Annotated in this window: 13 protein-coding genes; 10 read left to right on the top strand and 3 right to left on the bottom strand. The window is 61.4% G+C overall.

The window, feature by feature from the left end; genetic code table 11:
• Nucleotides 1–196: 196 nt before the first annotated feature.
• The 10 genes from rpmH (at nucleotide 197) to G6N77_RS13710 (ending at nucleotide 9,894) form a co-directional block, all read left to right on the top strand.
• Nucleotides 197–334 carry a 50S ribosomal protein L34 gene (gene rpmH, locus G6N77_RS13755; RefSeq protein WP_011776797.1) on the top strand — a complete coding sequence of 46 codons (138 nt, stop codon included), beginning with the start codon at nucleotides 197–199 and terminating at the stop codon, nucleotides 332–334.
• A gap of 55 nt (nucleotides 335–389) precedes the next feature.
• A complete protein-coding gene (gene rnpA / locus G6N77_RS13750) occupies nucleotides 390–827 on the top strand; it encodes a ribonuclease P protein component (protein ID WP_165182742.1) in 438 nt (145 codons plus the stop codon).
• Complete coding sequence (gene yidD, locus G6N77_RS13745; protein WP_262454197.1) at nucleotides 814–1,209, top strand: membrane protein insertion efficiency factor YidD; 396 nt, start codon at nucleotides 814–816, stop codon at nucleotides 1,207–1,209. Before rnpA ends, yidD begins: the two co-directional genes overlap by 14 nt.
• 18 nt (nucleotides 1,210–1,227) lie before the next feature.
• Complete coding sequence (yidC, locus tag G6N77_RS13740; RefSeq protein WP_165182740.1) at nucleotides 1,228–2,193, top strand: membrane protein insertase YidC; 966 nt, start codon at nucleotides 1,228–1,230, stop codon at nucleotides 2,191–2,193.
• A complete protein-coding gene (locus G6N77_RS13735) occupies nucleotides 2,193–2,723 on the top strand; it encodes a Jag family protein (protein WP_165182739.1) in 531 nt (176 codons plus the stop codon). The genes yidC and G6N77_RS13735 overlap by 1 nt, the downstream gene beginning before the upstream one ends.
• A 92-nt stretch (nucleotides 2,724–2,815) precedes the next feature.
• On the top strand, nucleotides 2,816–3,445 hold the full coding sequence (gene rsmG / locus G6N77_RS13730) for a 16S rRNA (guanine(527)-N(7))-methyltransferase RsmG (protein WP_205678288.1): 630 nt from the start codon (nucleotides 2,816–2,818) through the stop codon (nucleotides 3,443–3,445).
• A 260-nt stretch (nucleotides 3,446–3,705) separates the two neighbouring features.
• Nucleotides 3,706–4,593 (top strand): ParA family protein, encoded by an 888-nt coding sequence (locus G6N77_RS13725; protein ID WP_165182771.1) that lies wholly within the window; start codon nucleotides 3,706–3,708, stop codon nucleotides 4,591–4,593.
• Nucleotides 4,594–4,691: 98 nt separating this feature from the next.
• Nucleotides 4,692–5,696, top strand: a complete 1,005-nt coding sequence (locus G6N77_RS13720; protein WP_165182770.1) for a ParB/RepB/Spo0J family partition protein — start codon at nucleotides 4,692–4,694, stop codon at nucleotides 5,694–5,696.
• Between the two features lie 236 nt (nucleotides 5,697–5,932).
• Entirely contained in the window at nucleotides 5,933–7,315 is a 1,383-nt protein-coding gene (locus G6N77_RS13715; RefSeq protein ID WP_165182737.1) for a 3' terminal RNA ribose 2'-O-methyltransferase Hen1, read from the top strand.
• A 2-nt stretch (nucleotides 7,316–7,317) separates the two neighbouring features.
• The gene (locus G6N77_RS13710; RefSeq protein ID WP_165182736.1) at nucleotides 7,318–9,894 is read left to right on the top strand and encodes a polynucleotide kinase-phosphatase; all 2,577 of its coding nucleotides are present in this window, start codon (nucleotides 7,318–7,320) and stop codon (nucleotides 9,892–9,894) included.
• Between the two features lie 403 nt (nucleotides 9,895–10,297).
• Here the strand turns inward: G6N77_RS13710 and trxA are convergent, their stop codons facing one another.
• The 3 genes from trxA to G6N77_RS13695 form a co-directional block, all read right to left on the bottom strand.
• Complete coding sequence (gene trxA, locus G6N77_RS13705; RefSeq protein WP_165182735.1) at nucleotides 10,298–10,624, bottom strand: thioredoxin; 327 nt, start codon at nucleotides 10,622–10,624, stop codon at nucleotides 10,298–10,300.
• 16 nt (nucleotides 10,625–10,640) lie between these two features.
• Complete coding sequence (gene trxB / locus G6N77_RS13700; protein ID WP_165182734.1) at nucleotides 10,641–11,621, bottom strand: thioredoxin-disulfide reductase; 981 nt, start codon at nucleotides 11,619–11,621, stop codon at nucleotides 10,641–10,643.
• Between the two features lie 116 nt (nucleotides 11,622–11,737).
• Entirely contained in the window at nucleotides 11,738–13,219 is a 1,482-nt protein-coding gene (locus tag G6N77_RS13695; protein ID WP_165182733.1) for an ABC transporter substrate-binding protein, read from the bottom strand.
• Nucleotides 13,220–13,253 lie beyond the last annotated feature (34 nt).

Genomic DNA, 13,253 nt, shown 5'->3' with positions numbered 1-13,253 from the left:
AGCCGCCGCGGTTTGACTGGTGGGGGCGCCATGACCTAACGTTGTGAAGTCCCATGTGTCTGCTTTGCGCACCAGCGCGTGTTCCTTGTTCGTCAAGGAGCGAAGAGCCGGCATCCATATACTTAGCGTCGGCCTGTTCTTCCCCTTAACTTAGTTTGGGCAAGGCGCATCTTTAGATTGTCTTGGAGTAACTACCGTGAGCAAGCGGACTTTTCAGCCGAACAACCGCCGTCGTGCCAAGAAGCACGGCTTCCGTCTTCGCATGCGTACCCGCGCCGGCCGTGCCATTCTGGCCGCACGCCGTGGCAAGGGTCGCGTCGAGCTGTCGGCCTAACCAATAACTGCTTGACGTTTCGTCGGGCCTTACAGAAGTAGCGGTTGATCGCAGGGTGCTGGCCACCAGACACAGAATGCGGACTTCCGCGCTCTTCTCACATACTGTACGTTCCGGCGTCCGCAATGGACGCCGGAACTTGGTGTTATATGTGGCGTCCAGTACTCCGGATGAACCGACCCGAATCGGGTTTATCGTCTCGAAGGCCGTTGGGAACGCTGTGGCCCGCAATCTCGTTAAAAGGAGACTGCGGGAAATAGCCGTGGAAACTATTCACCGCCACCCATGTGGAATCCAGGTTGTTGTGCGGGCCCTGCCCGCTTCTGCTTCCGCCACGTGGGATGAACTTGGTGATGACTATCTGCGGGCCTTTTCCGCCGCTGCTTCCCGCCTGGCCTCCAAGCCGGGGGAAAGTGCGGGCTGGCGCAACAATGCACCGGCAGCGGTTGAGGCCAAACGAGTCGAAGGAGATGATGTCCGTGACCCAAGTTGACCTTTGGCGTCGCGCACAACGAGCCCTGGCCGTCGTCGGACGCGCCGTGTGGCATCTTCCCCGCAACATTCTCATTGTTGCCCTCAAACTGTACCGGCGACTCATCTCCCCCCTTTATGGGCAGGTGTGCCGGTTTTTTCCGTCTTGTTCGGCGTATGCCCTTGAGGCCGTCACCGTCCACGGTGCCGTCAGGGGCAGCTGGTTCGCGGTCCGCCGCATTGTGCGGTGCCATCCTTGGAACGCGGGCGGCATCGATCCGGTGCCGTCACCGGCCCACGTCCACTGGGATGATCCCGCCAAGGTCCCCTTCATTGTCCAACTGAACCACCCGGATTTTTTCCTGGCAGCTCAGGCGGAGACACAAAGCCGCCCCGCGGCTTGAGGAGAATAGAAAAGAAATATGGATTTCCTCCAGACGATTCTGACGCCCTTCGAATGGCTCGTGTCAATGATCATGGTGCTCTTCCATGACGGGCTGACCTTCATCGGGCTGCCGGCTGCTTCAGGAATCTCCTGGACGCTTTCCATCATTGGACTGGTTTTGGTGATCCGCGGTGCCTTGATTCCCGTGTTCGTCAAGCAAATCAAGGCCCAGCGCGGCATGCAGGCACTTCAGCCGGACATGAAGAAGCTGCAGGCCAAATACAAAGGCAAGACTGACCAGCTTTCACGCCAGGCAATGGCGCAGGAACAGATGGCCCTGTACAAGGAACACGGCACCAACCCGTTCTCCGCCTGCCTGCCCATGCTGATCCAGATGCCGTTCTTCTTCTCCTTGTTCCGGGTACTGTCCGGCATCTCCAAGGCCAACGCCAACGGCCAGGGCATTGGCGGCATGAGCCCGGCCCAGGTGGCGCAGTTCGACCATGCCACCATCTTCGGCGCGCCGCTGTCGGCGGCATTTCTTCCGCAGCTCCAGGGCGGGGACCTCAAGGTCTCCGTGGTGGTTCTCTCGCTCATCATGATCATTGCCATGATTGCTTCGCAGTTCATCACGCAGAAGCAGATCATGACCAAGAACATGTCAGAGGAGGCCATGCAGGGCCCCTTCATGAAGCAGCAGAAAATGATGCTGTATGTGCTTCCGCTGGTCTTCGGCATCGGCGGCGTGAACTTCCCCATCGGTGTCCTCATCTACTGGACCACCACCAACATCTGGACCATGGCCCAGCAGTTCTTTGTGATCCGCCGCATGCCCACGCCGGGATCTCCCGCGTACAAGGAATACCAGAAGCGCCGCGAAGCCAAGGGCCTGCCGCTGCTGGGTGCCTCGAAGAAGAAAATTGTCGAGGAAGAGATCGAAGAGGTTCCCGAGCCCAAGGGCCAGCGCAGCCAGCCGCAACGCAAGAACAGGAAGAAGAGATAATGCCTGCTGAAACGGAAAATGCCGTCGAGGAAACAATCCATCCCGATGTGGAAACCGGTGCCAGCCGCCTCGAGGAAGAGGGCGACATCGCCGCGGACTACCTCGAGGAGCTCCTGGACATTGCCGACATCGACGGCGACATCGACATTGAGGTCCGGAACGGGCGCACCTACATCTCCATCGTCTCCGACGAGGAAATTGAGGCCCTGAAGGGCCTGGTGGGTCACGACGGCGAAGTCCTGGACGCATTGCAGGAACTGACCCGGCTGAGCGTGCTTTCGGCCACGGGCAACCGATCGCGCCTGGTGCTGGATATTTCCGGCTACCGGGACCGACGCAATGCGGAGCTGGCCCAAATTGCCAAGGATGCGGCAGAAGCCATCAAGGGCGGGACCACCTCCGTGGCCTTGGCCCCGATGGGAGCCTACGAACGCAAAATTGTCCATGACGCCATCGCCGAACTCGGCCTGGAGTCCGAGTCCGAGGGTGAGGGCAGCGGCCGCCACATTGTCGTCACGGCCGCGCAGTAACACCGAATTTTAATCATGCTAACGGGTCCCGTTCACCTGCCAGTGGGCAGGTGGGCGGGACCACTTGTGAGGGGACTGCCGCAGTGGAAGAGATGACAGCCGAAGAAGGCGTTGCCGCAGGGCGGATCTTTGGGGACAGGCTGGAGCTGGCCAGGCGTTATGTGGGGCACCTGGCAACATCGGGCATCGAGCGCGGCCTCATTGGGCCGCGCGAGGTGCCACGCCTGTGGAACCGGCATGTCCTCAACTGTGCCGTGGTGGCGGAGCTGATTGACCACGGCGCCAAGGTGGCCGATGTGGGCAGCGGCGCCGGTTTGCCAGGACTCTGCCTGGCCATTGCGCGGCCCGACCTGTACCTGACGCTGATTGAACCGCTGGAACGCAGGGTCACCTGGCTGGAGGAAGTGGTCATGGACCTCGGCCTGGATAATGTGGAGATCATCCGTTCCAGGGCTGAAGCGGCGGTGGGAAAAGTTGAGTGCAGCGTGGTTACCGCACGGGCCGTCTCGGCACTGAACACTTTGCTCCCCTTGACCATTCCGTTGCTGGGCGGGCACGGCGAATTGCTTGCCATCAAGGGGCGCAGCGCTGCGGAGGAAATTGACAAGGCAGCCAAGGTCATCAAGAAGTTGGGCGGAGTTCAAACGGACGTGCTCATTGCCGGTGCCGAAATTTTGGCCGAACCAACCACCGTGGTGCGGGTCAAGGTGGCACGGCGCTGATCCGCCAAGCACCAGCCGGGAACCGATAGGCTAGAGACTGGCAAGCACAGCCAAAGGAAAGTGAGTGTGTCAGCGTGACCAGCAGCGAAGCAGCTTCGCAACGGATCCCACCGTTTATGTCGTTGGGTTCAGCACGATCTGACGCAACCGTGGGGCACGGGGTGTCCTTCGGAACTCGCAATGAGAATCAATCAAAATCAGTTGACTATTCCGACGCTCTCAATGTTTCACGTGAAACAGGCCCGCAGCGGGAATCGGCCATGGACGGCGGCTTCGATAAGGACAGCCCCATTGCCAGTCAGCTGCTCAGCGAAACCAAGCGGCGTGAGCGGTTGTTGGGGCGAAAGTTGCCCAAACCCTCGCGGACCCGAATCCTGACGGTGGCCAATCAAAAGGGCGGAGTGGGAAAAACCACTACGACGGTCAACATCGCCGCCGCTCTGGCGTCAGCGGGGCTGCATGTCCTGGTCATCGACATTGACCCGCAAGGAAATGCGTCCACCGCGCTGGGAGTGCCCCACCACGCCGAAATTGACAGCATCTACGATGTGCTGATTAATGACTTCGACATGTCCGACGTCGTGCAGGAATGCCCGGACATCAATAATCTGTACTGCGCTCCGGCAACCATTCACCTGGCCGGCGCCGAAATAGAACTTGTGTCCCTCGTGGCAAGGGAACAACGACTGCGACGCGCGATAGACGAGTATGTCAAATATCGTGCATCGAACGGTGAGGAGCGCCTCGACTTCATCTTCATTGACTGCCCACCCAGTCTTGGATTGCTGACAGTCAACGCCTTCTGTGCGGCCAATGAAGTCATGATTCCCATCCAGTGCGAGTATTACGCGTTGGAGGGATTGAGCCAGCTGCTCAAAAACATCGAAATGATTCAAAAGCACCTCAATTCTGATCTCTCCGTCTCGACAATCCTGTTGACAATGTACGACGGAAGAACAAACCTGGCCGCACACGTGGCGGCCGATGTGCGAGAACACTTTCCCCGACAGGTCCTTAAGGCTCTCATCCCGCGATCGGTGCGAATCTCAGAAGCCCCAAGCTACCAGCAGACGGTGATGACCTACGATCCGTCGTCCACCGGCGCGTTGTCCTATCTGGAAGCCGCTGCGGAACTCGCTGAACGCTAGACTTCAGATGTGGGAAAGCCCTGGTGCACCCACACTATTCATGACGCAACTCATCCGGCCCCACACTATGGAGGGCTCGTTCAATGGAGGACAACTCAATGACGGACAAGCGTAGAGGCCTTGGTCGCGGCTTAGGAGCCTTGATTCCCAACTCGTCCTCGGACGACGAGACGTCAACGTCGATGCCGACGCGCCCCGTCGATCTCTTCTTCCCCGAACCCAAGGGACGCAAGACTGCCCCGAGTGGCAGGAGGACGGCGCCAGCGCCGGTACCCGAACTGGTTGAGGTGCCCGGGGCCCGGTTCATGGAACTCCCTGTTGGCCAGATTCATCCGAACCGCAAGCAGCCCCGGTCCGTGTTTGACGAGGATGACATGGCGGAATTGGTGCATTCCGTCAAGGAAATTGGCGTTTTGCAGCCAATTGTTGTCAGGGAGTCGCAGGAAAAGGGTGACCAGCCCTACGAGCTCGTCATGGGTGAACGCCGTTGGCGTGCTTCGCAGGCCGCGGGGCTGGAGACCATCCCCGTCATTGTCCGGGAAACCAGCGATGACAACCTGCTCCGCGATGCATTGCTGGAGAACCTGCATCGCAGCCAGCTGAACCCGCTCGAAGAGGCAGCGGCCTATCAGCAGCTGCTGGAGGACTTTGGCACTACACACGAGCAATTGGCGGATCGCATTGGCCGGTCCCGCCCGCAGGTTTCCAATACCTTGCGCCTGCTGAAACTGCCGCCTGTGGTGCAGCGCCGAGTCGCTGCCGGCGTGCTTTCGGCCGGACATGCGCGCGCCTTGCTGTCATTGCCGCGGGCGGATGCCATGGAACAGCTGGCGCAGAAGATTGTTGCCGAAGGAATGTCGGTTCGTGCCACGGAAGAGGCCGTCCAGCTCTACCAGGTTCCCATGGACAACCACCAGCCGCGGATTACCAAGCCCAGCCCTCGGCATGAGCGCCTCGACTTCCTTGCAAGTTCCCTTGCCGACCGACTCGATACAAATGTCAAGATTTCCCTCGGGGCACGCAAGGGTAAGGTCAGCATTGAATTTGCCTCGGTGGAGGACCTCAACCGAATCATGGACGTCCTGTCGCCCGGCTCCAACTAAACTTAATTGTCAGCAATGGCAGTGTTTCACGTGAAACACTGCCATTGCCGTCTTCGGCGGCTTGTCCAGGATTGATCCTAAGCGCCAGAACCTGAACTGCATGCAGTCGCTAGAGGCCGGGTTTTCCGACTTCCCGGCCGCAACTGGCCTTCTTGACGGCGTGCCGGTTGTTTCACGTGAAACGCCCGAGCAGGGACGGTAGGGTGAATGAATCAGCCTGAACTCCTGGGGGTAGCATGCTCATCACCATTAGCTATAGTGGTCCCGAACCCGGTGACCTGGGATACCTTCTCCACAAGCACCCCGGCAGGGTGCAGAGCTACGACTTGAGTGTCGGCAGGGCTCATGTCTTTTATCCGGAATTCTCGGACGAGAGGTGCACGGCCGCCCTCATGCTCGAGTTGGATGCACTGGAGCTGGTAAGCAACCGACACATCCGCCTGGACGCCCGGAAGAGTTTGGACCACTACGTTAACGACAGGCCGTATGTGTCGTCCTCCATCATGTCCATGGCCATGGGGAAGGTGTTTAGGACTGCCATGACCGGCCGGTGCGACTCGCGCCCGGACTTGGCAGCCAGCGCCATCCCACTGGAGATTACGCTCTCCGCCGTGCCCGTCCACGGCGAGGTGGGCTTGCCGGCGAGACTCTTTGAACCCTTGGGATGGAAGGTCACTGAGCATCGGCTGCCCCTTGACCCGGCTTTTCCGGAGTGGGGAGATTCCAACTACGTGAACCTCACACTCGCGGGGTGTCTGCGCCTTCGTGATGCCCTGCGGCAGATTTATGTCCTGTTGCCCGTGATGGACGACTCCAAACACTACTGGGTGGCCGATGACGAGGTGGGCAAATTGCTGCGTGCCGGTGAGAGGTGGCTCTCCACCCATCCTGCAAGGGGGTTCATATCCAACAGGTACCTGGCCCACCGACGCAGCATGACCACGCAGGCCAACCTGCTGATGGAGAACGACCAGGACGCGACGCAGGATAAAGCTGCAGAAGCGGACCAGACTAGTCGGCCTCTCAAAGTACTACGTACCGAGGCAGTCATGGGTGCCCTGCACGAAGAGCGGGCCCGCAGCGTGGTGGACATGGGCTGCGGTGAAGGGGCCCTGCTCAAAATCCTCTTCGCCGACCCCACCATCAGCACGATTGTCGGAACAGACGTCTCCGCCCAAATGCTCGACAGGGCGGAAGAAAGGCTGCGCCTGCGCGAACTCAGTGAACGGCAACAGGAACGGCTCCAGTTGCTGCAATCGTCGGCCACCTATCTGGACGACAGGCTGCGGGGCTACGACGCCATGGTCCTCATGGAGGTCATAGAGCACATTGACCTTGAAAGGCTGCCTGCGCTGGCGGCTGCCGTCTTTGGCCATGCCCAGCCGAAGACGGTGGTGGTGACCACTCCCAACGCAGAATACAACCAGCTCTACCCAGGGCTGGCGTGCGGATCCTTCCGGCATGCCGACCACCGCTTTGAATGGAGCAGGTCCGACTTTCAACAATGGACATCGGAACAGGCTGCCCAATGGAACTACACGGTGGAACACCGGGGCGTCGGTGAACATGATGACAAATTTGGGACTCCCACTCAGCTGGCACTATTCAGGAGGGTATGACCATGAGTGAACTCGCAATCCCCGAGCTGTGCCTGGTGGTCCTGGTTGGCGCCAGCGGTTCCGGCAAGTCCACCTTCGCCGCCAGGAACTTTGGCCGCTTTGAGACACTCAGCAGTGACACCTTCCGAGGCATGGTCTCCAACGACGAGAACAGCCAGGAAGCGAGCGAGGCGGCCTTTGAGGCCCTCAACTTCGTGGCCGGCAAACGTCTCGAGGCCGGTTTGCTAACGGTCATAGACGCAACCAGTGTGCAGACGGAAGCACGCCGCCAGCTGGTCTCGCTTGCCAGGGCCCACGATGTGCTGCCTGTTGCAATTGTCCTTGACGTCCCCCTGGCCGTCAGCCTGGCCCACAATGCCTTGCGGACAGACAGGAGTCTTGAACCCCGCGTCATCAAACGGCAGCAGGACCAGCTACGCAGGTCAGCGAGAAATCTCGGCCGGGAAGGTTTCCGAAGGATACACACCCTCGGGAGCATGGCCGAAGTGGATGCGGCAAGCATCCGACGCGAACCTTTGCTCACCGACTTCCGACACGACTCCGGGCCCTTTGATGTCATTGGCGACGTGCATGGCTGCCTCGGTGAACTGCGCACCCTGCTGGGACGGCTCGGCTATCAATTGGAGCACGACAGCCAGGGACGGGCCATTGACGCGGTGCATCCCGAGGGACGCAAGGCTGTCTTTCTCGGAGACCTTGTTGACAGGGGCCCTGACAGCCCAGGCGTCCTTCGGCTGGTCATGGGCATGGTGGCCCGCGGGAATGCGAGGGCCGTGCCCGGCAACCATGAGGACAAGCTAGTGAAGGCGCTTGACGGGAGGAAGGTGCAAGTCAGCCACGGGCTTGCTCAGACCTTGTCCCAGCTGGCTGCAGAACCACCAGTGTTTCAGGACGAGGTGAGGGAGTTCTGCAGGGGACTGGTCTCCCACCTGGTTCTTGACGGGGGACAGTTGGTGGTGGCCCACGCAGGCATGGTGGAGGCATACCAGGGCCGGGCGTCGGCGAGGGTCCGGCAGTTCGCCCTGTACGGCGATACAACGGGCGAAACCGATGAGTATGGACTTCCGGTCCGGTACGCCTGGGCGGAGGACTACAGGGGCCCTGCAACGGTCCTGTACGGCCATACCCCCACTGTGGACGCCGTGTGGGTCAACGGCACCATGTGTCTGGACACGGGGTGCGTGTTTGGCGGGAAGCTCAGTGCCTTGAGATACCCCGAGCGGGAAGTGGTGGAGGTGGCAGCGGAAAGGATGTGGTTTCAGCCCGTGAAGCCCTTGGCGCCACCCCTTGTGGGCTCTCATCCACGGCCCTCGGGGACAGAGGGCCGTGTCAGCGCCGGCGACCGCGTGCCAGGGGCGCTGAAGATTAGCGACGTATTGGGCAAACAGCTTGTCAGCACCCGGACCCACGGGCGGATTGGCATTAGGGGGGAGCAGGCGGCCGGAGCGCTGGAAGTCATGAGCCGCTGGGCCACTGACCCGCGCTGGATGCCCTACCTTCCACCGACCATGAGCCCTGTTGACACCTCTTCCCTGGCGGACCACTTGGAGCATCCTGCCGAAGCCTTTGAGCATTATCGCAGGGATGGGGTGGCAACCGTCATCTGCGAAGAAAAGCACATGGGTTCCCGGGCGGTGGTCCTGCTGACGCGCAACCCCAGCAGGTTCGGGGCCCCGCGGGGGTGGCGTGGCACCGCCTACACCAGGACCGGCAGGCCGTTCTTTGATGAAACCCTGCGTGTCAGTTTCCTGGACCGGCTCGACGCGGCAACCGAATCTGCCGGGTTGTGGAAGGAACTGGGCACGGACTGGCTGCTCCTGGACGCCGAGTTGCTGCCGTGGTCCTTCAAGGCAGGCGCGATGATCCGCGAGCAGTACGCGGCCGTGGGTGCCAGTGCCACGGGGGCCCTGGCCGATGCGACACGCGCCCTTGAAATGGCGGCGGGGCACAGTGCCGACACCGGCGAGTTGCTCCAGCGCACCCGGGAGCGATTGCAGAACGCGGCCGCCTACGTGGCGGCATACCAAAACTACAGTGCCCCGTCAGACGGTCTTGACGGGATCCAGCTGGCACCCTTCCAACTGCTGGCCTCGGAAGGCACGAGCCATTCCGGACGGCCCCACGGCTGGCACCTGGAACTGGCCGACAGGCTTGCGGACGCTGATCCGGTCCTGATCCGCAGGACCCGAAGTTTGGTGGTGGATACCGGGGATCTGGAGTCCTGCGCTGGGGGGACGGCCTGGTGGGAGGCGCTGACGGCGGCGGGCGGGGAAGGCATGGTGGTCAAGCCGCAGGCGAATCTTGCAGTGACCGGAAAGCGTCTGGTGCAGCCGGGCATCAAGGTCCGGGGCAGGGAGTACCTGCGCATCATCTACGGACCGGACTACACCCTTCCCCGCAACATGGCCAGGCTCAAGGAACGCAGCCTGGCCCACAAGTGTTCCATGGCGCTCCGGGAGTACGCCCTGGGGATTGAAGCCGTCGAAAGGATGGTCGCGGGGGAGCCTCTGTGGAAGGTGCACCAGGCAGTCTTTGGCGTACTGGCCATGGAGTCCGAGGCTGTTGACCCCAGGCTCTGACGGGCCGGGTGCTGGCGAGAGGAGATGAGCTGATGCGTGCTTGAATTTTGCACGCTTGGTGTTGGCAAAGCGGACCGGCGGGAGCGTGGTGGGTTTGGGACATTGCCGTCAATGAGGAATTCCGCGGGCGAGAATACGGACGCGACCACTGGCGCCGCCCCGTGAACTTGTTTCACGTGAAACAAGGTTGGCGGCTGGCGGAAAGCCAAACAGGGACGAAACTCGGCCAAGTGTGCCGGAAGCCCAAAAATCGGCGAAAAAGGCTGCGACCTGGCCGGATTGCAAAAATCGCGAACCAGCTTTTCGCACTTAGAATCGATCTGGGAGAACTGCCTAAACAGCTGTGGGCCGGACCAAAGTCCGACCCACAGTGCCAACCACCCAACAGTGGGTGGAACAGGAATTACTGCAGCACGCCTGCAAATTCCTTTTCAAAGTACTGCTTCGGACGGGCACCGATCACAGTGCCCGTGACCTCGCCGCCCTGGAAAAGGTAAACCGCGGGAATTGAGGTGATGCCGTACTTGGCGGAGATGGCCGGGTTGGCATCCACGTCCACCTTGATGACCTCGACCTTGTCCGAGTACTCCACGGAGATCTCGTCCAGGATCGGCCCCAGCTTGCGGCACGGACCGCACCATTCGGCCCAGAAGTCGACAATGACAGGCTTGTCGGCATTGAGGACGTCTTCGGTGAAGCTGGCGTCGGTGGCACTCTTTGCATTGCTCATGGCATTTAACTTTCTGTTAGGAATCCAGCTCGGACAGGTAGTGCTCCACGTCCAGGGCAGCGACGCAGCCGGAACCGGAGGCAGTGATGGCTTGGCGGTAGGTGGGGTCAATGACATCACCGGCAGCAAAAACTCCCGGGATGGACGTTTTCGACGTGCGGCCGTCAACGGCGATGGTTCCGGCAGCGGTCAGCTGGAGGGAATCCTTCACGAGGTCCACACGGGGATCGTTGCCTATGGCAACGAAGACCCCTGTGACGGCCAGCTTGCTCTTTTCGCCGGTGACCAGGTTGTTCAGCGTGACGCCTGTGACCTTGGCATCGCCCTCAACGCTGGCAACCTCGGAGTTCCAGACGAACTTGATCTTTGGGTGGTTCAGCGCCCGCTCCTGCATGATCTTGGAGGCGCGGAGTGTGTCGCGGCGGTGCACCACAGTCACGGACTCGGCAAACTTCGTCAGGAAAATGGCTTCTTCCATGGCGGAGTCGCCACCGCCGATGACGGCTATCTCTTGCCCCTTGAAGAAAAATCCGTCGCACGTGGCACAGGAACTAACACCGTGGCCGACGAGGCGCTTCTCGCCGTCAACGCCGAGTTCGCGGTATGCGGACCCCGTGGAGATGATGATGGAGCGTGCCTTGAATTCCTGGCCGTCAGCCAGGGTTACCGTCTTGACGGCACCGTCCAGCGAAAGCGAGGCGACGTCGTCGTACATCACCTCGGTGCCGAAACGCTCTGCCTGCTTGCCGAAATTTTCCATCAGGTCCGGGCCCATGATGCCGTCGGGGAAGCCGGGAAAGTTCTCCACGTCGGTGGTGTTCATCAGCTCGCCGCCCGCGGTGACGGAGCCGGCAATCATCAAGGGCTTGAGGTCGGCGCGGGCCGTGTAGATGGCCGCCGTGTAACCTGCGGGGCCGGAGCCTACGATAATGACGTCGCGGACATCTCCGGCGGGGGTGGCTTGCGTGGTCACGGGTGGGTGTTCCTCTTCCTTCATTGCCTGGAACGCACACGTGGCTCGGTCCAAGGGCGTTCGATCATTGACAACTAAAAGGTGCGCAGAAATATTCCGTTGGGACGGGCGCAAGGTGCCCTGCTCCCGCCCCCAACAGGCTACTTGATGCTGATCTCGGCAATCTTCAATCCGTAAGGGTACGTCACGAAAGGCTGCAGCCTCGGCAACTGGGTAAAGCTGATGATCACGTACTTGGCCTTCACCCCGGCGGCTGCCTTGAGCGTGAAATCAGGCGCCGTAAAGGAGCCGCTGCCGATCTTGACAGCACCGTCCAGGGACGGCTTGCTGTTGGTCAGGATGTTGAACTGGCCCCCGGAGCCGGCAATCTGGTTGATGGTCACCGAACCCACCGTGGCCTCCTGCTGAAGCTCAATGGCCAGGTCAATGCTGTTCGTGAAGTGCGCAAAGGTGTCATCGGAGTACTCAACCGTGGGCCAGTAGGTGCCCTTGTTTCCGTCGATGGCATCTTTGAGCCGGGGAATGAACATGTCGCCATAGTGCTGGACGCCCGGCGCGTAGGTGGTGATGTCCGTCATGTCCTTGATGGCAGGCGGAACCACAACGGGTGCCGGGGCGGCGGAGGTGGCCTGCGCCGTGGAGGAGGACTGGCCGGTGGCCGTGTTCGTGTTGCCGCCATTGGCCACCGGGGTGCCATTGAAGAGGGAACCGATGTGGGACACGGCAAAGAACAGCGCCGCCACGACCAGTACGGTGACAACGATCCCCGTCAGCCAGCGGCCGCTGGTGCGGGGGGCGTTGGAATCGTCCTCCTCCAGTTCGTCCCCATAGTCGCCCGAATCATAGTTGTCGCTGGCGGCACGGAGTTCGGCCGGAAACGTCCCGGCCTTGGCGCCCTGGCCGGCGTCGGCGTTGTGGCCCTCATTGATGAAGCCATAGTCGTCCTCGTCCCAGAGCGAAACCTTGGGCTGGGCCGGGGCAGGAGCGGGGGCGGGAGCCGGTGTGGCGGCCTGGGCAATAGGTGCCGCCGCGGTGGGTGCGGGCGCCTTCTTGGCCCAAGGTGACGTGGGAGGCACGACGGCGCTGGGCGGCTTGGGTGCCTGCCTCGCCGGTGTCGACGGCACGGCTGCCGTGGGGGCGGGTGGGGCGGGGGCACGCCTGACGGGCGGTGCGGGGCGCGCAGGGGTCACGGGGCTGTTGTCCTCGTAGACATAGGGACCCGCGCTGGGGGCGGCGTCCCGGGCAGACCCAAAAATCTCTGTGCCCAGGGTGTCGGTGAAGAACGGCTCCTGGTACACGCCGGCGTCGGACGGTTCCGTGGGAACAACCAGGTCCAGCAGGTCTGCCGGGGTGGTCCGGGAGGCAATCAGGTAGGCCGAACCGTCCTGCTGGCCCAGGTCAAGAATGGAGACGTTGGACACGCGCTCCCCGGTGGCAACTTCGCGGGCGCTGTGCGTCAGGTTTTCGGAGTTGGCGGGCGCTGACACAAGGATACTGACTGGTCGGTTCAAAACCTGGTCCAGGCCGTCCAGGATGACGTCATTCTCGGCGGAGGCCAGGATTCGCCCGGTCACCTTGTAGCGGCCGCCCAGGATGGAGCCCACATCAATGGGTTGTGGCACCGAATCCTCCTTGTAACGTTGGTGGCGTGTGCCG

This window comes from Arthrobacter silviterrae (assembly GCF_011045165.1).
Taxonomy (GTDB): Bacteria; Actinomycetota; Actinomycetes; order Actinomycetales; family Micrococcaceae; genus Specibacter; species Specibacter silviterrae.
Note: the sequence above shows the minus strand (reverse complement) of the source record. Positions and strands in the feature narration are given on the sequence as shown.